The sequence below is a fragment of the Actinoplanes sp. HUAS TT8 genome (assembly GCF_051380535.1).
GTDB lineage: Bacteria > Actinomycetota > Actinomycetes > Mycobacteriales > Micromonosporaceae > Actinoplanes.
Genome location: NZ_CP195646.1, coordinates 10,917,337 through 10,937,219, shown reverse-complemented (window position 1 = coordinate 10,937,219; position 19,883 = coordinate 10,917,337). Strand labels below are relative to the sequence as shown.

At 70.7% G+C, this 19,883-nt stretch carries 14 protein-coding genes and 1 pseudogene; 5 read left to right on the top strand and 10 right to left on the bottom strand.

The annotated features are described in order from the left end of the window. Positions 1-28 precede the first annotated feature (28 nt). The 8 genes from ACSHV8_RS48875 to ACSHV8_RS48840 form a co-directional block, all read right to left on the bottom strand. Positions 29-763, bottom strand: a complete 735-nt coding sequence (locus ACSHV8_RS48875) for an L-type lectin-domain containing protein (protein WP_436527315.1) — start codon at positions 761-763, stop codon at positions 29-31. A 126-nt stretch (positions 764-889) separates the two neighbouring features. Beyond that, positions 890-1,999 (bottom strand): aromatic ring-hydroxylating oxygenase subunit alpha, encoded by a 1,110-nt coding sequence (locus ACSHV8_RS48870; RefSeq protein ID WP_436527314.1) that lies wholly within the window; start codon positions 1,997-1,999, stop codon positions 890-892. Then, positions 1,996-3,132 carry an N-methyl-L-tryptophan oxidase gene (gene solA / locus ACSHV8_RS48865; protein WP_436527313.1) on the bottom strand — a complete coding sequence of 379 codons (1,137 nt, stop codon included), beginning with the start codon at positions 3,130-3,132 and terminating at the stop codon, positions 1,996-1,998. Before solA ends, ACSHV8_RS48870 begins: the two co-directional genes overlap by 4 nt. A gap of 2 nt (positions 3,133-3,134) precedes the next feature. Then, complete coding sequence (locus ACSHV8_RS48860) at positions 3,135-5,438, bottom strand: GcvT family protein (RefSeq protein ID WP_436527312.1); 2,304 nt, start codon at positions 5,436-5,438, stop codon at positions 3,135-3,137. 3 nt (positions 5,439-5,441) lie between these two features. Next, positions 5,442-6,398 (bottom strand): glycine betaine ABC transporter substrate-binding protein, encoded by a 957-nt coding sequence (locus tag ACSHV8_RS48855; protein WP_436527311.1) that lies wholly within the window; start codon positions 6,396-6,398, stop codon positions 5,442-5,444. Then, positions 6,395-8,314, bottom strand: a complete 1,920-nt coding sequence (locus ACSHV8_RS48850) for an ABC transporter permease (protein WP_436527310.1) — start codon at positions 8,312-8,314, stop codon at positions 6,395-6,397. Before ACSHV8_RS48850 ends, ACSHV8_RS48855 begins: the two co-directional genes overlap by 4 nt. Before the next feature lie 100 nt (positions 8,315-8,414). Next, positions 8,415-9,440 carry a quaternary amine ABC transporter ATP-binding protein gene (locus ACSHV8_RS48845; RefSeq protein WP_436527309.1) on the bottom strand — a complete coding sequence of 342 codons (1,026 nt, stop codon included), beginning with the start codon at positions 9,438-9,440 and terminating at the stop codon, positions 8,415-8,417. Positions 9,441-9,444: 4 nt separating this feature from the next. Next, entirely contained in the window at positions 9,445-10,986 is a 1,542-nt protein-coding gene (locus ACSHV8_RS48840; RefSeq protein ID WP_436527308.1) for a GMC family oxidoreductase, read from the bottom strand. 72 nt (positions 10,987-11,058) lie between these two features. On the opposite strand from ACSHV8_RS48840, the gene ACSHV8_RS48835 reads away from it, so the two are divergent. The 5 genes and pseudogenes from ACSHV8_RS48835 (at position 11,059) to ACSHV8_RS48815 (ending at position 17,148) form a co-directional block, all read left to right on the top strand. Further along, entirely contained in the window at positions 11,059-11,820 is a 762-nt protein-coding gene (locus ACSHV8_RS48835; protein ID WP_436527307.1) for a glycerophosphodiester phosphodiesterase, read from the top strand. 400 nt (positions 11,821-12,220) lie between these two features. Next, positions 12,221-12,760: pseudogene (locus ACSHV8_RS48830) on the top strand (hypothetical protein); the annotation flags it as partial. A 1,235-nt stretch (positions 12,761-13,995) separates the two neighbouring features. Continuing rightward, positions 13,996-14,838, top strand: coding sequence for a siderophore-interacting protein (locus ACSHV8_RS48825; protein WP_436527306.1), 843 nt, complete (start codon positions 13,996-13,998; stop codon positions 14,836-14,838). A gap of 151 nt (positions 14,839-14,989) precedes the next feature. Further along, positions 14,990-16,177 carry a CynX/NimT family MFS transporter gene (locus ACSHV8_RS48820; protein ID WP_436527305.1) on the top strand — a complete coding sequence of 396 codons (1,188 nt, stop codon included), beginning with the start codon at positions 14,990-14,992 and terminating at the stop codon, positions 16,175-16,177. Positions 16,178-16,209: 32 nt separating this feature from the next. After that, complete coding sequence (locus tag ACSHV8_RS48815; RefSeq protein ID WP_436527304.1) at positions 16,210-17,148, top strand: class I SAM-dependent methyltransferase; 939 nt, start codon at positions 16,210-16,212, stop codon at positions 17,146-17,148. 88 nt (positions 17,149-17,236) lie between these two features. On the opposite strand, the gene ACSHV8_RS48810 is transcribed toward ACSHV8_RS48815, so the two are convergent. Continuing rightward, a complete protein-coding gene (locus ACSHV8_RS48810; RefSeq protein WP_436527303.1) occupies positions 17,237-18,079 on the bottom strand; it encodes an LLM class flavin-dependent oxidoreductase in 843 nt (280 codons plus the stop codon). A gap of 150 nt (positions 18,080-18,229) precedes the next feature. Next, entirely contained in the window at positions 18,230-19,729 is a 1,500-nt protein-coding gene (locus ACSHV8_RS48805; protein ID WP_436527302.1) for a glycosyltransferase family 39 protein, read from the bottom strand. Between the last annotated feature and the right edge of the window lie 154 nt (positions 19,730-19,883).

The window sequence follows — 19,883 nt, the reverse complement described above, 5'->3', positions numbered from 1 at the left end:
GCCGCGGTGAACGGCGCCGGCGGAGGCGTCACGCCTTCGGCGCGTCGACCGTCCAGTCGTAGACGTCCTGGTGCGAGACCCGGTCACCGGTCGCACCGGTGAAACCGATCCAGCCGTCCCGGATGCCGGCCCAGTGCGCGACGTCGACCTGGTCGTCGAGCATCAGCTTCTCCTTCGCGGTCCGGTAGAGCCCGCGAACGTAGACGCGCAGCCGGTGGGTGCCGGCGTCGTAGCTGATCCGCGCCGCGAACGGCTTGCCGTAGAGCGGGATCGACGCGGTCGCCGTCTTGTGGTGCCGGTCCGGGTTGCCGCCGAGGACCACCGCGAGGTGGTTGCTGTTCGGGTCGGGCGAGTTCTGGTACGTGTCGAACTCGACGGCCACGCTCCGGCGCAGGCCGCGGTAGCCGAGGCCGCCGCCCCAGCCGCCGAGCGCGCGCGGGCCGTACCCCTGGGCCAGGAACGCGATGCCGTCCCCGCCCGGCCGGTTGTGGTGCAGGAACGCCTTGAACGAGGTCTCGAACGAGCGGTCGAGGCCGATCCGGTCGGCGGACCAGGCCGACCCGATCTGCTTGTAGCCCCCGGTGGTCAGCTGAATGACGCGCTTGCCGGTGCTGGTCCGGGTGGTCATCGAGGCGGTGCCGTTGAGCTCGAGGTTGTCCCCGCGCCCGTCGGTGATCGGATGGGTCGGGTGCGGAGCTCGGGGCGCGGCGGCCGCGCCGGTGGACAACGCCGAGGCGAGTATGGACAGCACGGCGGAGGCCACCAGGCCACCCCGCGCCATTCTCGAGCGACCAGAGAGACGCACGACATGCTCCATTTCAGTCGATTTGCCCGACTAAGACCTGGCCTAAGCTAGGACAGTCTTTGGAGCCACGTGTGCGAGTTGTGGTTATTTCTTCCCTTTGAGCCGATCCCGAACCCACTGGTGGAAGTTCGCGATATGGTGCTCGCTCGGAACCAGCACGCCGCCGTCCACGTAAGCCCGAGACGACATTCCCGGCTGGCATCGCTCGCAGGCGTCGAAATCCTGACGATTCACCCGATCGAACAGCTCGACCGACGGATCCAGGTCGACGCCCGAAGCGACCACATCCGGGCGGAACAGCCAGTCGCACTCGACGACCGTACGGTCCGCGGCCAGCGGATACATCCTATGCACGATCGCGTGGTCGGGTACCAGATTGACGAAGACCTGCGGACGAATGGTGATCGCGTAGTAGCGGCGATCCTGCTCCGGGGCGAGCGTCTCGATGGCCGCCGCGCCCGCACTGCCGTCGACCGTGAACCCGGCGATGTCCGGGCCGAACTCGGCGCCGTGCCCGACGTAGTACTGCGCCGCGTAGCCGCCGGCGAACTCCGGGAGCACGTGCACCAGCTCGGGGTGGATCGTCGAGCAGTGGTAGCACTCCATGAAGTTCTCGATGATCAGCTTCCAGTTGGCCTGGACGTCGTACCGGATCCTTTTCGCCACGGCCAGGGCCGGCAGCTGGTAGTTGTCGATCGAGGCCAGATCGCCCAGGCGCTCGACGCACGCGCCCATGACGTCGTCCTCGAACGACGGCGGCTGGTCGGCCAGACACACCCAGACGTAGCCGAGCCACTCCCGGACGTGGACCTTGCGCAGGCCGTACTCCACCCGGTCCACGTCCGGCATCTTGACCAGGTTGGGCGCGGCCACCAGCTTGCCGTCGGTGTCGTAGGCCCACGCGTGGTACATGCAGCGGAACGTGCGCTTGACCGAGCCGGACTCCTCCGCGCACAGCTGCGCGCCGCGGTGCCGGCACACGTTCAGGAAGGCCCGGGCGGCGCCGTCGCTCCCCCGGGTGACCAGGATGCTCTCCCGGCCGACGGTCACCGTACGGAATTGGCCGGGATTAGCGACGTCCGAGCCGTGAGCGGCGCAGAACCACATCCGTTCGAGGATCAGCTCCTGCTCGGCCGCGAAGATCGAAGGGTCGGTGTAGTAGCGGCCGGCCAAGGTCGGAAGCAGCGACGTCATGAGAACCGCCCGGGGTCGAAGAGGCCGATGTCGTGCGCGGTCGTGCCGGTGGTGGCCAGATCGGCCAGGATCTCCCCCACTACCGGTACGAACTTGAATCCGTGCCCGGAGAACCCGCAGCCCACGGTCACCGCCTCGTGCGCCGGGTGCCGGCTGATCACGAAGTGCTCGTCCGGGGTGGTGCTGTACATGCACGGTTCCCCGCGCAGGTGCTCGCCGGGCAGGTCGGGCAGCACCCGGCCGGCCGCCGCGGCCATCTCGGCGATCTCGCCCGCGTGCACCCCGGTGTCCAGGGTGTCCGGCGTGGTCGGGGTGCCCTTCCGGAAGAACGCGATCTTGGCGCCGCCGTCCGGCCCGTCGATCGCCGGGAAGCCGTAGACCTGCACCCCGGACGCGTCCTCCCAGATGTAGATCGGGTGCCGCTCGGGCCGGAACGCGTCGACGCCGCCGCGCGGCTGGAACCAGTGCTGCACCTGCCGCTCAATAGTGAACGGGACGCCCAGGTCGGCCAGCAGCTCCGGGGCCCACGGGCCGGGCGTGATCACGAGCTGCCCGGCCGAGTAGACGCCGCTGCCGGTGATCACCCGGACGCCGTCGCCGGCCGGCTCCCAGGACAGCATCGGCTCGTGGAAGCGGAGCTCGGCGCCGTGCCGGTCGGCCAGTTCGAGCTGGGCCAGGACGGTGCGCTCGGGGCGCACGAAGCCGGCCTTGGCCTCGTAGAGCGCCACCTCGTCCGGGTGCGGATTCGTGGTCGGGAAGCGTTTGCGCAGGTCGGTGGCGTCCAGCAGCTCGTGTTCGAGCCCCCACTGCTCGGCGCTCGCGCGGGCCCCGGCGACCGTGCGGCTGTCCGGGAGGCCGGCCATGATCCCGCCGGTGAGCGTGATCACGTCGCGCTCGGAGTCGGTGGCCAGGCGGTCGTACAGCTCGTAGGCGCGCAGCAGCAGCGGCACGTACTCCGGGCCCTCGAAGTAGGACTGCCGGGTGATCCGGGAACCGCCGTGGCTGGCTCCGTGGTCGTGGCCCGGCCCGTACTTCTCCAGGCCCAGCACCCGCAGTCCGCGGGCGGCCAGGTGGTGGACGGTGGCACTGCCCATGCCCCCGAGTCCGGCAACGATCACATCGAAGGCGGGCATGCTCAGCTCCTCAACCGTTCGTGCAACGGATCGAACAGTGGCTCGGCCGCCACCGTGGCGGTCAGCCGCCGATCGAAGTATCCGATCTCCACCTCGGTGCCGGGCACGGAAAGACCGGCGGGCAACCAGGCGTACGCGATCGGCGCCCCGACCGTGTGCCCGAACGCCGCGCTGGTCACGTGCCCGACCGCGGTGCCGTCGGCGTAGACCGGCTCCCGGCCCACCGGCACCGCGCCCACGTCGGCCAGCACCAGGCAGGTCAGCCGCCGGTCGGGCTCCGGCCCGGTCGCCAGCCCGGCCTGGTAGGGGTCGTCCTCGGCGGTCATGTCCACGCCCCAGGCCCGGTAGCCCTTCTCCAGGCGCAGACTCTGGAACGCGGCCCGGCCGGCGGCGATCATGCCGGGCCCGCGACCGGCCGCCCAGAGCGTGTCCCACAGCTTGAGGCCGTGATCGGCGCGGGCATAGATCTCCCAGCCCAGCTCGCCGACGTAGGAGAGCCGCAGCATGGTCACCGGGACCGTGCCGATGAACCCCTGACGGCACTGGAAGTAGCGGAACGCCTCGGGCGACACGTCGATGTCGGTCAGCGGGGCCACCACGTCCCGGGCCAGCGGTCCCCACAGCCCGATGCCGCAGGTGCCGCCGGTGATGTCGGTGACCCGGACGTCGTCCGGGGCGTGACGCAGCAGCCAGTCCAGGTCCAGCGGGCCGTTGACGCCGACCTGCCAGCGGTCCTCGGCCAGCCGGGCCACGGTGATGTCGCTGCGGACACCGCCGGCCTGGTCGAGCATCAGCGTGTAGACCACGCGGCCGACCTTGCGATCGACGTTTCCGCTGGTCAGACCCTGGAGGAAGGAGACCGGGCCGGTGACTTCGAGGCGGGTGAGCGGGGTCATGTCATACATCGCGACGCGCTCGCGGGTGATCCGGGCCTCGGTCTCGGCGATCGGGGACCAGTGCCGGGACGACCACTCGTCGCGCGGGCGGGGTGCTTGCGGGGGCGGGTTGGTCGCGTACCAGAGTGGTCGTTCCCAACCGGAGGCCGCCGTCTCGCCGAAGACCGCACCGAGCTCGACCTGCCGGGCATGGAACGGGCTCACCCGCACGTTCCGCACCGACGGCGGGTCCAGTGGATGCACGATGTCATAAACCTCGACAAAACTTCGAACCGACCTTTCCCGTACGTACGCGGGCGCCAACTGCGCCCGATCGAACCGGTTGAGGTCGCATTCGTGCAGGTCGAGCGCGGGTCGCCCGGTGACCATCCACTCGGCCAGGGCCCGGGCGGCTCCGGCCGAATGGGTCACCCAGATCGCCTCCGCGGTCCAGAACCCGGGCACCTCCCGGGACTCCCCGAGCAGCGGGAACCCGTCCGCGGTGAACGAGAAGACCCCGTTGAAACCGTCCACGATCTCCGCATCGGCCAGCCCGGGCAGCAGATCGGTGGCGGCGGCCCACGACTCCAGAAACTTGTCGGGGGTGAAGGGCATCATCGACGGGTGGTCACCGCCGGGCAGGTCGGCGAGGTCCACCGGCATGGGTTCGTGCAGGTAGGAGCCGATGCCGAGCGCTTCGCCGTGCGCCCGGAAGTAGAGGTCACGGTCCTGGTGGCGGAGGATGGGGAGGTTGTCATGAGCGCCGGTGTCGTTGGTGCGGACGTACTGGTGGGCCATCGGGAGCAGCGGGATGGTGACCCCGGCCAGCTCGCCGATCCGCGGCCCCCAGAAACCCGCGCAGCTGACGACGACGTCGGATCGGTAGACGTCGTTCGTCGTCCGCACGCGGCCGGGCGAGATCTCGATGACCTCCTCGTGCGGGATGAACCGGGCACCCCGCTCGATCGCCCGGGCCGCCTGCGCCTGGCCGGCGGCCACGGCCAGGGCCAGCCCGTCACTCGGCACGTGCAGCCCGCCGAGGATCCGGTCCTTGTCCACCAGCGGGAACATCCCGGCGGTGGTGGCCGGGTCGAGGATCGTCGACGCGATCCCCCACGACTGGCCGAAGCCGAAACGCCGATGCAGCTCGGCCAGCCGTTCCGGGGTCGTCGCCACCTCCAGGCTCCCGACCGGACGGAAGCAGTCCAGTGCGACATATTTCTCCACGGTGTACCGGGCCATCCGTGCCATCGTCCGCGACGGGTTGGTCTGGAAGACCAGCCCCGGGGCGTGCGAGCTGGACCCGCCGGTGACGAAGAGCGGCCCGCGTTCCAGGACCGTGACGTCGGTCCAGCCGCGCGCGGTCAGCTCGTCGGCCAGGGCGCAGCCGACGATGCCGGCCCCGATGATCACGACTTTCGGCCCGGTCATCGTTCAGCTCCCGGCCGGAATCCACGCCTTCCAGGTGGACTCGTGCTCGTCGACCCACTTCTTGGCCGCGGCGTCGGCGTCCATGCCCTGGTTGGTGAGGTAATCGGAGACCAGGTTCTGGTCGTCGTTGGTCCAGCTGAAGTTCTTGATCAGCTGGTAAGCGGTGCTGTTGGTGTCGGCGAACTTCTTGCTGACGATCTTGTCCAGCTGGTAATCGGGGTAGTCGCAGGCGATCTTCTTGGGGTCGGCGTCGCACCCGGCGGTGTACGCGGGCAGCTTGACCCGGACGTACTTCTCCTTGGCGAACAACCACTGCGGCTCGTAGAAGTAGAAGAGCAGCGGCTTCTTCTGCGCGGTGGCCTGCTGGGCCGCCTTGATCAGCGCCGCTTCGCTGCCCGAGTAGACGACCTTGTAGTTCAGCTTCAGGTTGGCCACCAGCGCCTCGTCGTTGGTGACATAGGACGGGTCACCGTCGAGCAGCTGGCCCTTGCCGCCGGACTCGGAGGTCTTGAACAGGTCGGCGTACTTGCCGAGGTTGTTCCAGTCGGTGATGTCGGGATACTTGTCGACCATCCACTGCGGGACGTACCAGCCGATCACCCCGGTGTTGCCGGTCGGCCCGGCGCTCACCGCGACCTTCTTCTCGTCGATGTAGGTCTTCTTCAGGTCGTCGTGGCCCCAGTTCTCCACGACCGCGTCCACCTCACCGGTCTCGAAGCCCTGCCAGGAGATCTCCTCCTTCAGGTTCTTCTTGGTCACGGTGTAACCGAGCTTCTTCTCGAGGAGGTAGGCGATGACGTCGGCGTTCGCCTCGTAACCGACCCACGGGTTGACCGCGAGGTTGACCGTGCCCTTGCTTCCGGCCGCGGGCGCGGTGCCGCCCGCATCGGATTTGGCGCCGCTGCAACCTGCGAGCAGCAACGCGACGACAACAGTGAGGGAAAGGGGTTTGGTTCTCATGAGGAAGGACCCTTCTTGCGATGGAACCCTTGAGTGAGGCGGTCGAGCAGGACGCCGAGCAGCACGATGGCGAAGCCGGCGGCCAGGCCCCGGCCGAAGTCCTCGCGCTGGGAGAACCCGGCGACCACGTCGTATCCGAGCGCGCCGGCCCCGACCAGGCCGCCCACCACCACCATCGCGAGGACCATCACGATCCCCTGGTTGGCGGCGAGCAGCAGGCCGGCCCGGGCCATCGGGAGTTGCACTTTCCAGAGCAGCTGCCCCGGGGTCGACCCGGCCGAGAGCGCCGCCTCGACGACGGTGGCCGGCACGTCCCGGATCCCGCGCTCGACCAGCCGGACCACCGGCGGGACGGCGTAGATGACCGCCGCCACGATCGCGGTGAAGCGGCTGGCGCCGAAGAGCGCCACGGCCGGCAGCAGGTAGACGAACGAGGGCATGGTCTGCGCGGCGTCCAGTACCGGCCGGGTGACCGCGGCCAGCCGGTCGTGCCGGGCGCAGAGGACACCCGCGGCGATCCCGAGCAGCATGGTCAGCACGGTCGCGACCAGCACGGTGGCCAGCGTCTGCATCGAGTGCTGGTAAAGCCCCAGCCCGGTCAGCCCGGCCGCGGCGGCACCGGCGATCAGGGCCGCCCGCCAGCCCGCGAGCAGCAGGCCGAAGGCGAGCACGACCAGGGTGAAAAGCCACCACGGCGTGGTCGTCAGGAGGGTTTCGAGGGGGTTGAGCAGCACCGTGCTGGCCGTGTTCTTCAGCCACTCGGTCGCGTCGTACCAGTGCAGTTCCATCCAGCCGGTGGCGTCGTTGACCGGTTCGGCGAAGGAGAGGCCCGGCAGCTCCAGCCCTGGTCTCACGACCGCGACCGCCGCGCCCGCCACCAGCACCAGGGCGGCGATCCGCCAGTCCCGGTGACGTCGCCGGGCCGCGGCCGTGGTGACCCGGTCCAGCACGATCGCCATGATCACGATGGCCAGCCCGGCGTCGAAGGCGGCGCCCACGTTCACCCGTTCCAGCGCCCGCAGGATGTTCACACCCAGACCGGGCGCATCGATGAGCGCGGTCACCACGACCATCGAGAGCGCCATCATGATCGTCTGGTTGACCGCGAGGACCAGGGTCGGCCGGGCCATCGGCAGCCGGACCTTGGCCAGCAGCTGCCACGGGGTCGAGCCCTGCGCGGTCGCCGCCTCGACCGCGCCCGGCGCCACGCCGGCCACACCCAGCTCGGTGATCCGGATGGTCACCGGCACGGCGTAGATCAGCGTGGCCACCACCGCGGCCGGCGAGCCGATCAGGAAGAGCAGCGTCATCGGCGCGAGGTAGGCGAAGGTCGGCAGGATCTGCATGACGTCGAGCACCGGCCGCAGCACCGCGCCCACCCAGCGCACCCGGGCGGCCAGGATGCCGAGCGGCACCCCGATCAGCACCGAGATCAGCACCGCGGTCAGCGTGAGCGCGAGCGTGTCGACACTCTCGTCCCAGAGCCCGAGCACGCCGAAACCGAGGAAGCCGGCGACCGCCAGCAGCGCCGGGCGCCAGCCGCCGAGCACGAACGCGATCGCGCCGGCCACCGCGACCAGCCCGGCGAGCCCGAGGCCGGTCAGGCCGGCCTGGATCGTGTCGACGAGGACCCGGATGCCGAGGCGGAGGTAATTGACGCCGTAAAGGAAGACCGGATGCGTGTCCCGGTTCGCGTCGACCCAGTCGCGCACGTCGCCGAGGACCCGGAAGGCCGCCGCGTCGGCGTCGTCCGCGGCCGCCGTCGTGCGGAAGCTGAGATAGGCGGCCACGGTCGCCACGATCAAAACCGCGATTACGGTACGGCGTTGAAGCGTCCCGCCGGCACGGCGCCGCCCTGGCTCGGGTTCGCTCGCCCCGGCCGCCGCCTCCGCCACCCGGGCGACGACCGCGGTCATGGTGAGCCCTCCTCGGCCGGCCCGTCCGGCCCCCACGTGCGACGCCGCCGCTCGGGGCCGGACAGCCGCTCGGGGCCGGACAGCCGCTCGGGGCGGGCGGTCATGCCGGGACCTGGCGGCGGTGGCCGAGCAGGGCCGGGAGCAGGCGTTCGGCGTCGACCACGCCGACCCGCTTCGTGCCGTCGACGACCGGGACCGGGCGGCCGGCCCGCAGCACCCGCGGCACCGCGTCCCGGATCACCGTGTCCTGCGGGAGCGGCATGTCCTCGCACTCCTCGCCGTCCTCGGCCGGGCGCATGATCCAGCGCAGGGTGAGCACGTCGGCCCGCGGTACGTCCCGGACGAAGTCCTCGACGTAGGAGTCGGCCGGCGCCCCCACCAGCTCCTCGGGCGTGCCGACCTGCACCAGCTCGCCGTCGCGCAGCACCGCGATCCGGTCACCCAGGGTCAGCGCCTCGGCCAGGTCGTGGGTGATGAAGACGAGCGTCTTGCCCACCTCGGCGTGCAGCCGGCGCACCTCGGCCTGCATGTCCCGGCGGATCAGCGGGTCGAGCGCGCTGAACGGTTCATCGAAGAGCAGCACCTCGGGGTCGGTGGCGAGCGCCCGGGCCAGGCCGACGCGCTGCTGCATGCCGCCCGAGAGCTCCTCGGGCAGCTGCTGCTCGTGCCCGGTCAGCCCGACGAGTTCCAGCACGTCGGCGGCCCGCCGGTGCCGCTCGGCGCGGGCCACGCCCTGGATCTCCAGGCCGTATGCCGCGTTGTCCAGGACCGATCGGTGCGGCAGCAGCCCGAAGTGCTGGAACACCATGGCGACCCGATGCCGGCGCAGCTCGCGCAGCCGCTTGGCGTTCATCGCCCGGACCGCCTCGCCGTCGATCTCGATCTCGCCGCCGGTCGGCTCGATCAGCCGGGTCAGGCAGCGGACCAGGGTGGACTTCCCGCTGCCGGAAAGTCCCATGACCACGAAGATCTCGTTGCGCTCGACCTCGAAGCTGACGTCGCGGACCGCGGCCACGCAGCCGGTCCGCTCACGCAGTTCGGCCCGGGGCAGCTCGGCCAGGGGCGACCCGGGGACCCGCTCGGGGCGTGGGCCGAAAACTTTCCACAGATGGCGCACGGCGATCATCGGGTCACCTCGGCCGGATCAGGTCGGCGGCCCGCTCGCCGATCATCAGCACCATCACCATCGGGTTGACCGTGGGCATGGTGGGGAAGATCGAGGCGTCCGCGACGCGTACGTTGTCGAAGCCGCGCAACCGCAGGTCGGGGCCGACCACGGCGCCCGGGTCGTCGGCGGCGCCCATCCGGCACGTGCCGGCGGGGTGGTAAACGGTGTGGTGCGCCGCTCGGCCGTACGCGGAGAGTTCCTCGTCGGTGCGCAGCAGCGGTCCGGGGGCGATCTCGCGCCCGATCCACGACGCGAAGGGTTCGGTCGCCGCCACCTCGCGGGCCAGCCGCAGCCCGTCCACGATGGTCCGCTCGTCGTAGCCGTCCGGGTCGGTGAAGTACCGGAAGTCCAGCAGCGGCTTGGTCGACGGATCAGAATCGGCCAGCGTGAGACGCCCGACGCTGCGCGGGCGCGGCACGTTCGGGGTCATCCCGAAGCCGTGTTCGGGCACGTCGTACCCGAGTCGCTCGGTGTTGAACGTGAACGGGATCTGGTAAAGGTGGAACATCAGGTCGGGCCGGGTCGCGCCCGGATCCCGGCGGATGAAGAGCCCGGCGTCCGCGTCCATCACCGACATCGGTGGCAGCGGGCGGCTGGCCTCCCAGAGGATCAGCGACTCCGGGTGGTCGAGCAGGTTCTCGCCGACCCCGGGCAGGTCCAGGCGCACCGGCAGACCGAGCCGCTTCAGGTCGTCGGCCGGCCCGATGCCGGAGAGCAGCAGCAGGCGCGGCGTGTCGACGGCGCCGGCGCAGAGGACGTACTCGTGCCGCGCCTTGATCAACCGGTCCCCGTCGGCCGTCCGCACGGTGACGCCGCGCTCCGGGTCCAGGTGGTAGGCCCAGGTCTCGGTCATGATCGTCAGGTTCGGCCGGTCCAGGTGCGGGTGGAGGTAGGCGACCGACGCCGACGATCGGTACCCGGTCTCCGGGTCGTAGCCGACCGGCAGGAAGCCGGTGCCGTCGGTGAACGGGCCCGCGTTGAAGTCGTCGAGCACGGGCACGCCGAGCGCGGTGTGGCAGGCGGTCACGAAGTCCTCGGCCAGCGGGTTGCGGTCCTTGTCGGCGACCCGCGTGATGGTGATCTCCAGCCGCTGCCAGTACGGGGCCAGCGCCTCGGACGACCATCCCTGCGCCCCGGCCGCCACCCAGTCGTCGAAGTCCTCGGCCGGCGGCCGAAAACTGATCATGGTGTTGTGCGAGGAGCATCCGCCGAGCACCCGGGCCCGCGAGTGCCGGATGTGCGAGTTGCCGCGCGGCTGCGGAACGGTCGGATAGTCGTAATCGAATTCGGTCTCCAGCAGATTGATCCAGTTCCGGAGACGCAAAACTCGCTCATCGCCCACATCGGACGGTCCGCCCTCCAGCACACACACGCTGAGCTGCGGGTCTGCGGACAGACGCGACGCCACCACCGAACCGGCCGTGCCGCCACCGACGATCACCACGTCGTACTCGAGCGTTTCCAGTTCGCGCCGCCCTCCACCGTGCCGTCGACCAATGATCATCATGGCAATGTCGGCGGTCAATGGGGTGAGGTTTCTTTTACGTCTGTGCAACAACCCCGGCATACTGCCCATGTGGATCTTGCATTTCTGGACGGGCCGCGACCCCGCGCGTTCGCCCACCGCGGCGGGGCCGCGGAGGGCGACGAGAACACCGCCGCCGCGTTCGAGCGCGCGGTCGCGATGGGCTATCGGTACGTCGAGACCGACGTGCACGCCACCGCCGACGGCGTCCCGGTCGTCATCCACGACGCCCGGCTGGACCGCCTGGCCGGCCGGCCCGGCCTGGTCGCCGACCTGACCTGGGCCGACCTGGCCACGATCCGGGTCGGCGGCGAGTCCGCGGTCCCGCGCCTGGACGAGGTCCTGGACGCCTGGCCGCAGATCCGGTTCAACATCGACGTGAAGTCCGACCCGGTGGTCGAGCCGGCCGTCACGGCGATCCGGCGGGCCGGTGCCGGTGACCGGGTGCTGCTCGCCTCGTTCAGCGACGCCCGGCTGACCCGGGTCCGGGCCCTGGCCGGCCCCCGGGTGGCGACCTCGCTCGGCCTGCGCGGCGTGGCCCGGCTGCGCCTGGCCTCGATCGCCGGGGTGCCGCTGCGCCTGCCCGAATCGGTGGCCGCCGTACAGATCCCGGTCCGCCACGGCCCGGTCACCGTGCTCACTTCGCGCTTTCTGAAATATGTCCGCAGAATCGGCCGGGAGATTCACGTCTGGACGATCGACGATCCCGCGGAAATGCGCAGGTTGCTGGACATGGGCGTGGACGGCATCATGACCGACCGCGTCGAGGTGTTGCGGGACGTTTACTCTGAGCGAGGGCTATGGTTGAGTTAGTCCAGGTCAGCGAAATTTCGACGAAGATCGTTGAACCGGGGACATCATCCGTTCGGCTGATGCCAGGGGGTCACGTACCCTCGCATATTTTTTCTTTAAGTTTTGATTCCAAAAACCTTAAATGTGGTTCCGGAATTGATTTCTGTGAGAGCTGCTCCTAACGTCTGGGCGTCGGCGCCACACAATGGCGAACACAGAAGTCGAAAGGCACGCCATGGAGAGCACGGGTCACCGTCGTTCCGGCCCCGCAGCCGCCGGATCGAAGCGCGGCCGGCTGCTGGCCGTCGGGGCCGTGGTCCTCGCTGCCGGCGGGGCGATCGGGTTCGCCCAGCTGTCGCACGCCGACGAGACGCCGCAGACGAAGGCCGCCGGCCAGAGCGGCGCCGGCAAGATCGTCAACGGGCAGGCGATCCTCACCGACACCTGCATCGACAGCAAGCTGCCCGCGCACGACGGCTTCCAGAAGGGCGACCGTTGCGTCTCCACCGAGTTCGGTGAGGTGGCCTCGGCCGCCAACGACGCGTCCCTGCTGATCCTCGAGGCGCCGACCGACGTCGCGCCCAACACGCCGTTCACGCTCAAGGTCGGCACCCGCAACCTGATCCGCGACCGCTTCCTCGCGGCCGGCCAGGGTGGGTACTACGTGGAGTCCAGCGTCCTGCAGAACGGCATCGTCCGCGGTCACTTCCACACCGCCTGCCGGATGCTCGCCAGCACCAAGGAGGCGCCCGACCCGGCGCCGGTTCCCGCGTTCTTCGTGGCCACCGAGGACAGCAAGGGCGGCAAGACGCCCGACTCGGTGACCATCCAGGTGCCGGGGCTGCCGACCGAGGGCACCGCGCAGTGCGCGTCGTGGGCCGGTGACGGCTCGCACCGTACGCCGATGATGGAGCGGGCCAACCAGACGCCGGCGATCGACGCCGTGCGGATCACCGTCCGCGCCGCCGGTGGCGGCAACAACGGTGGCAACCAGGGCGGCAACAACAACGGCGGCGGCAACCAGGGCAACAACGGCAACCAGGGCAACAACGGTGGGAACACCGGCGGCAACACCGGTAACAACGGTGGCAACAACACCGGCGGGAACAACAACGGCAACCAGGGCGGCAACAACAACACCGGTGGTAACAACAACACCGGGGGCAACAACAACGGCGGCAACACCGGCAACAACACCAACGCCGGGACCGTGACCGCCACGCCCAAGGCCACCGCCACCGTGAAGTCGACGGTCAAGCCCAGCACCACCGTCGGCGCCAACGGCGGCGAGTCGGGCTCCGAGACGACCACGAAGAGCACCACCAAGCCCGCCACCACGACCACGACGCAGCCGGCGACCACGACCACCACCAAGCCGGCCACCACGAAGTCGACCAAGTCGACCACCAACTCCGGCACCGCCACCAACTCGGACTCGGACACCTCGTCGTCCTCCGGCGACACCCCGACCGAGGCCACGCCGGAACCCCAGACCACCGACTCGCCGCAGGCCCAGGCCGCGGCCGACTACGGCGTCGACGTCGGCGCGCCCGACAACGCGGCCCCGACCAGCACCACCGGCGACCAGCTGGCCGAACCCCCGGCAAGCTCCACGGGCGGCCCGTTCACGCTGGTCAGCGAACACCCGGCGATCTTCGGCGGCGGCGCGGTCATCGTCCTGCTGGCCATCATCGGCTTCGCCTTCACCCGGTCGCGGCCCCGCCGCTACTGACCGACAGGCTCCGAGGGCGGCGCCCCGGCCAAACGCGAAGAACCATTTCGCGTACGGCCGGGGCGCCGCTCCCGTTCCCGGCCACCCCCACCCTGCGCGCACGGGTGCCTCGCGCCGGCGGGCGCCTTGCGGTCGAGCGGAGCTCGGCGGGCGGGAGCTCGGCGGCTGGGCTGGGTGGGCGGGAGCTGCGAGGGGGCGGGGCTCCGGCCGTACGGGGAAATTTGGGGTTGGGGTTTCTAATCTTTTGGATGGTTCTGGGTCGTCCGGGCGGCCGTTTCGGATGGGCGACGGGACTCTGACCAGAGGTGCTCTGAGCAGCGGGGATATAGTCGCGGCGGAGCGCTTGGCGCGATCTTGGCAACCTGGTCGGGAATTCCGGAACCGCGAGACGGGGACGGATGAACGCCAGGAATAAGGGTAGCCTTACTTGCCGAAGATCCTCCCACCGGCAGTGAGGTGCAGACATGGCGAACAGACCGGCGCGACCTGCCCACGAAGGCGTGGTCACCCGGGTGGAGCAGCTCACGCCGCACATGGTGCGGGTGGTGATCGGCGGCGACGCCATCGCCCGGATCGATGCGGGCCGCTTCACCGATCACTACATCAAGGTGCTCTTCCCCCAGGCCGGCGTGGCTTACCCGGAGCCGTTCGACATGGGCAAGATCCGGGAGAGCATGCCGCGCGAGACGTGGCCGGTCGTGCGGACCTACACGGTTCGCAAGTGGCTGCCCGAGATCCCGGAGATGTGGGTCGACTTCGTGGTGCACGGGGACGAGGGCATCGCGGGGCCGTGGGCCGCGCGGGCCAAGCCCGGCGACGTGTTCCGGTTCATGGGTCCGGGCGGCGGCTACACGCCCGACGCCGACGCCGGCTGGCACCTGCTGGCCGGGGACGAGAGCGCACTGCCGGCCATCGGCGCCGCTCTCGCCGCGATGCCCGAGGGCGCGCCGGTGCGGGCGTTCATCGAGGTCGAAGGCCCGGACGAGGAGCAGAAGCTGGACGCGCCGGCCGACGCCGAGATCACCTGGCTGCACCGGGGCGCCCGCCCGGTCGGCGAGGCGCTGGTCGACGCGGTCCGGACGCTGGAGTTCCCGGCCGGGCGGGTCCAGGCGTTCGTGCACGGCGAGGCCGGGTTCGTGAAGGCGTTGCGGGCGTTCCTGCGGGTCGACCTCGGGCTGGGCATGGACCAGTTGTCGATCTCGGGGTACTGGCGGAACGGCCTCAACGAGGACGGCTGGCAGTCGAGCAAGCGGGAGTGGAACGAGCAGGTCGAACGGGAACAGGAGCCGACCGCCACGCCGGCCTGATCGCCTCGGCTCGATCGTTCGCGCGGGCCTCGACGCGGCCCGTGTAACGACCGGAAGCCGGATGGGACATATGCCCCCTCCGGCTTCTTCGCAGGTGGCGGAACGTGTACCCCGGTTCGCGTTCATGTGCCGCCGGGACCATGATGGTGCCGTGGCCGTGCTCGAGAAACAACTGAACCCATCGCGCCGCGGGCGGGCCTTCACCCTCGTCGCGCTCGTGCTGGCCGCGGTGAACCTGCGTCTCGCGGTGACCAGCGTCGGCCCCGTGCTCACCGAGATCCGCGGCGGCCTGCACATGAGCGCGACCGTGGCCGGCCTGCTCACCTCGGTGCCGGTGCTCTGCTTCGCCTCGGTCGGCCTGCTCGCCCCGCGCATCGCCCGCCGCATCGGCACCACCCCGGTGATCGCCGGCGGGCTCGTCCTGCTCACGGCCGGGCTCGCGACCCGCGCGTTCGCCCCCAACTCGGCCGTGTTCCTGCTGCTCAGCGCGATCGCGCTGGCCGGCATCGCGCTGGTCAACGTGCTGCTGCCGTCGATCGTCAAGGACCGTTTCCCGGACCAGGTCGGCCCGGTCACCGGCATCTACACGGTGGCGCTGAACCTCGGCGCGACCGTGGCCGCCGCGGCAACCGTGCCGCTCACCGACGAGTTCGGGGACTGGCGTCTCGGCCTGGCCTGCTGGGCCCTGGCCGCCGTGGTCGCGCTGCCGCCGTGGCTGCTGCTGGCCCGCGAACGCGGCTCCCGCGGCACCACGGTCACGACCGCCCCGCCGGTCCGGGTGATCCGGCAGCCCATCGCCTGGGCCCTGGCCGTCTACTTCGGCATGCAATCCACTTCGGCGTACGTGATCATCGGCTGGCTGCCGCAGATCTACCGCGACGCCGGGCTGTCGGCCGAGCTCGCCGGCGTGCTGTTCGCGACGACCTCGCTGCTCGGGGTGCCGCTCGGGCTGGCGCTCTCCGCACTGGCCGGTCGGGTCCGGTCCCAGAGCGGCATTGCCGTCGGTCTCGGGCTTTTCGGTATTGCCGGTTATTCCGGTCTGTGGGCTGATCCGGCCGCCGCGCCCTGGCTGTGGGCCATCCTGCTGGGCATCGTGAACACGGCATTCCCGCTGGTCCTGACCATGATCGCGCTCCGCGGGCGAACGCCGGCAACCGTCGTCCGGCTGTCCGCCTTCGCCCAAGGGGTCGGCTACCTGATCGCCATCCCCGGGCCCATCCTGATCGGCGCGCTGCACGACGCGACCGACGGGTGGAAGGCGCCGCTGGCCATCATGATCGGACTGATGGTTCCGCAGATCATCGCCGGCTACTTCGCCGGTCGCGACCGCCAGATCTGAGCTCGGGTGCGGCTCGGACCTATGCTCACGGGATGGCGGACATTCCGTGGCAGGCCGGCGACGCGTACGAGGCCTACATGGGTCGCTGGAGTCGCCACGTCGCGCAACTTTTCGTCGCCTGGCTCGGCGTTCCGGGCGGACGGCGGTGGCTTGACGTGGGGTGCGGGACCGGGGCGCTCTCCGCGCAGATCCCGGAGCCGGCCCTGATCGTGGGCGTGGACAGGTCACACGGCTTCCTCTCGGCGTGGCAGGGCGGATCCCGCCCGCCCGCCGACAAACACCAATCACGGCGCGACACCGCCCGAACGCAGGCCGGCCCAGCCCCGGCGCAGGCCGGCCCAGCCCCGGTGCAGGCCGGCCCGGCCCCGGCGCGGGCCGGCTCACCCGAGGTGCAGGCCGATGGGCGCCGGGTGCAGGGCGGTGGGCGGTGGGGGCTGGTCGGGGACGCGGCCGGGTTGCCGCTGGCCGATGCCCGTTTCGACGCCGTGGTCAGCGGTCTTGCCCTGAACTTCGTGCCCCGTCCGGAAGCCGCGGTCGCCGAGCTGTCCCGGGTGGCCGCCCCGGGCGCCGTGATCGCCGCCTACGTCTGGGACTACGCGAACGGCATGCCGATGATGCGGCACTTCTGGGCGGCCGCCGCCGAACTCGACCCCGGCCTGGGCGAACGTGACGAATCCCTCGGCTACGCCTTCTGCCGCGACGACGTTCTCGCCGGCTGGTGGTCCGACGCGGGGCTGCACGCCGTGACCACCCGCCGGATCGAGATCCCCATGTTCTTCCGCGACTTCGACGACTTCTGGACCCCGTTCCTGGGCGGTCAGGGCCCGGCGCCGGGCTACCTCGCCTCCCGCAGCCCCGCCCAGCAGCACGACCTCCGCGAGTCACTTCGCCACCGCCTGCCCGTCCGCGCCGACGGTGCGATCGCCCTGACCGCCGCCGCCTGGGCCGTCCAAGGCCGCAAACCCGGCTGAGCAGCACAACCTTGTTAGCCGGCAGCAGTGCCTGCCGGGCAGCGCGGCCCGGCTCGGCGCCGGGTGCAGAGGCGGCTGTGCGGTGGCGCTAGGCGGCGGGCATCGGGTCGGCGAGGCGGAGACGCTGCATGACCGGGGCGAAGTCCTCCATGAACTGACCGTTCACCGCGTAGTACGAGAAGCCGCCCTCGGCCCGCCGCCGCAGCAACTCCTCGGCGGCCTGTTCGGCGTCACCGATCAGGAAGGCCGCCGCCCCGGACGCCGCCATCTCCCTCGGGTCGCCGCCGACCTGGCGGGACAGCCACTCCGGCAGCGCGAAGATGTTAGGGGCGAAAGCGGTCACCCCGACCAGCAGCTCCACCTGGTCGGCGCGGCTCGTCATGCCCCGGAAGGCTTCGGCCGCGCGGAACAGTTCGCTCGGCGTGGTGGTCGGCGGCAGCCCGAAGGTCACCACGTCGGCCTGCTCCGCGGCCAGCCGCGTCATGCCCGGCTTGGACGCCGCGACCAGCACTTTCGGCGGCACGGGCAGGCCCCGGGCGGCGGCGATGGTGTCCGCCGTGCGGCGCAGTCGCTCGACCGGCGTACCCCACAGCCCGCCGAGCGCGGCGGTGTCCGCCTGCCCGTTGGGCCGGCCGCCGCCGACCCCCAGCTCGAACCGGCCGTCGCTGATCGTCTGCAGACTCCGGGTCTCCCAGGCGACGTGCGCGGGTGTGCGGTTGGGCGCGTTCAGGACGTAGGTGCCGACCCGCAGGGCGCTGGTCGCCGCGGCGGCCGCGGCCAGCGCCGCGAACGGCGACAGGGTGAACAGGGTGTCCGGGATGAGCAGGATGTCGTAGCCCAGCTCTTCGGCCCGCCGCGCGGTCGCCACCCATTCCGCGCCGGTGCGAGCCTGCCCGGCGATGACCCCGAATCGAAACGCACGCTCAGTCATCCGCTCACTCTCCCGGACGCGGCGCGAGGCCGCGTCCACTCCAGGACGACTTCCGGCGTACGCCCGCAGGCGTACCCGATCCACGTTCCTGCTCCCCCGGTCTCACCCACGACCGCCGAGCCGCCCCGGGCCCGGTGTCACCTCACCCGGTCAGGAGTAGTGCTGAAGCGTCGGCCACAGCTCACGCCACGGCGTGGTGGGACGGCAGACATAGATCCGGGCCTCCTCGCTCTCCTCGTTCTCCACCCCGGCGGAGTTGGTCAGTCGCCCGTGCTCGACACAGGGCCCGAGCAGCTGGCCGACCCGAGCCGGGTTGCCCTGCATGACCCCGACCACCACCGTCTTGTCGTCCGGCGGCGGCCCCAGGTTGTAGAGCTCGTTGTGTCCGCTGTAGACCGCCGGCAGCCCCAACGGTCGGCCGTACCGATCCAGCGCCCCGGCCTCGCCGTAGTTCGACGTAAACAGGACCGCGCGGGACTGCTCGTCGGCCGGCAGCGACCGATAGACGGCCGCGACCTGCGCCACATATTCCGGCCAGCCGATCTGGTCGGCGATCGTCCCGTTGGCCTCGGCCACCCCCGAGTCGGCCAGACTGCTCTCCGGGATCACCGGCAGGGAGGTGAGAACGCCCATCGCGCCGAACACCGCCACGCCCGCCAGCAGCCAGATCCGCCGGGACAGGCGACCGTCGAGCCAGCGCACGGTGGGCACCGCGCCGATCGCGAACAGGGCCGTGAGCAGGCCCAGCGGATAATAAGGCTGCCCGGCGATCACCAAAATCAGGATCAACATCAGCGGGTACGCCATGGCCAGCGCCCGGATCGGTCGCAGCCGCGGATCGCGCAGCAGGGTGACGACGCCGGCGATCCACACCGGAGGCAGGCCGACCAGCAGGAACTGGAACGGCACGAGCAGGATCCGGGACTCCTCGCCCTTGTCCTCCGCGATGGCGCGGGCCATCTCCGCCTGCGGGAAGTGCTCGGCCACCTGATAGATCAGATTCGGCAGGCCGACGACCAGGGCGATCGCGAGCCCGCCCCACAGCCACGGCGAGCGCAGCACCCGGCGCGGCCCGGTGATCAGCAGCGCGGCGGCCAGGCAGAGCAGGAGCAACGGGACCAACAGCTTGTTGTAGAGGCCGAGCCCGGTGATCAGGCCGGCCCACAGCCAGGCGCGGGGCTGCTCGTGCAGCAGCGCGCGAATCACGAACAGGATGACGCCGAGCCAGATCAGCAGGTCGATCGCGGCGGTGGCGCCGACGTGGAAGGCCGTGAGCGGGAACGTGCCGAGGATCGCCGTGGCCGCGAGGGACTGAGCGCCCGCGCCGCCGCCGACCTCCCGCGCGACCGCGGCGATCAGCAGCGTGGCCAGACCGATCAGCAGAGCATAGGGAAACCGGATGGCCCAGATCGAGTCACCGAGAACGCTTATGGCGAGATGGTCGAGGAGCGGGGTGAACGGGGGCTGGTCCACATAGCCCCACGCGGGATGGCTGCCGAGCATCCGGAAATAGAGCTCGTCACGGTGATAGTCGTAGTGGCCGGCGGTGGCCAGCAGGGTCAAGGTCGCAGCGGCGGCGATCAGGGAGACCGGCGTCCAGGCCATCGGCCGGCGGCCGATCCCCCCGGGCTGCTTCAGCGTTTCGGTCACGCAGCCAACGTACGCAGCCCGCACCGCCGCAACACAGTACTTAAGTACGGTCTTCGCCCGCCGTGATTCCGGTGGGTCGCCTCGCGATGCCATCATGGGGCCCTCAGCGACGTCGATGTCGATCTCCACGTAAGCAACGTCGAAGTCCACGAAG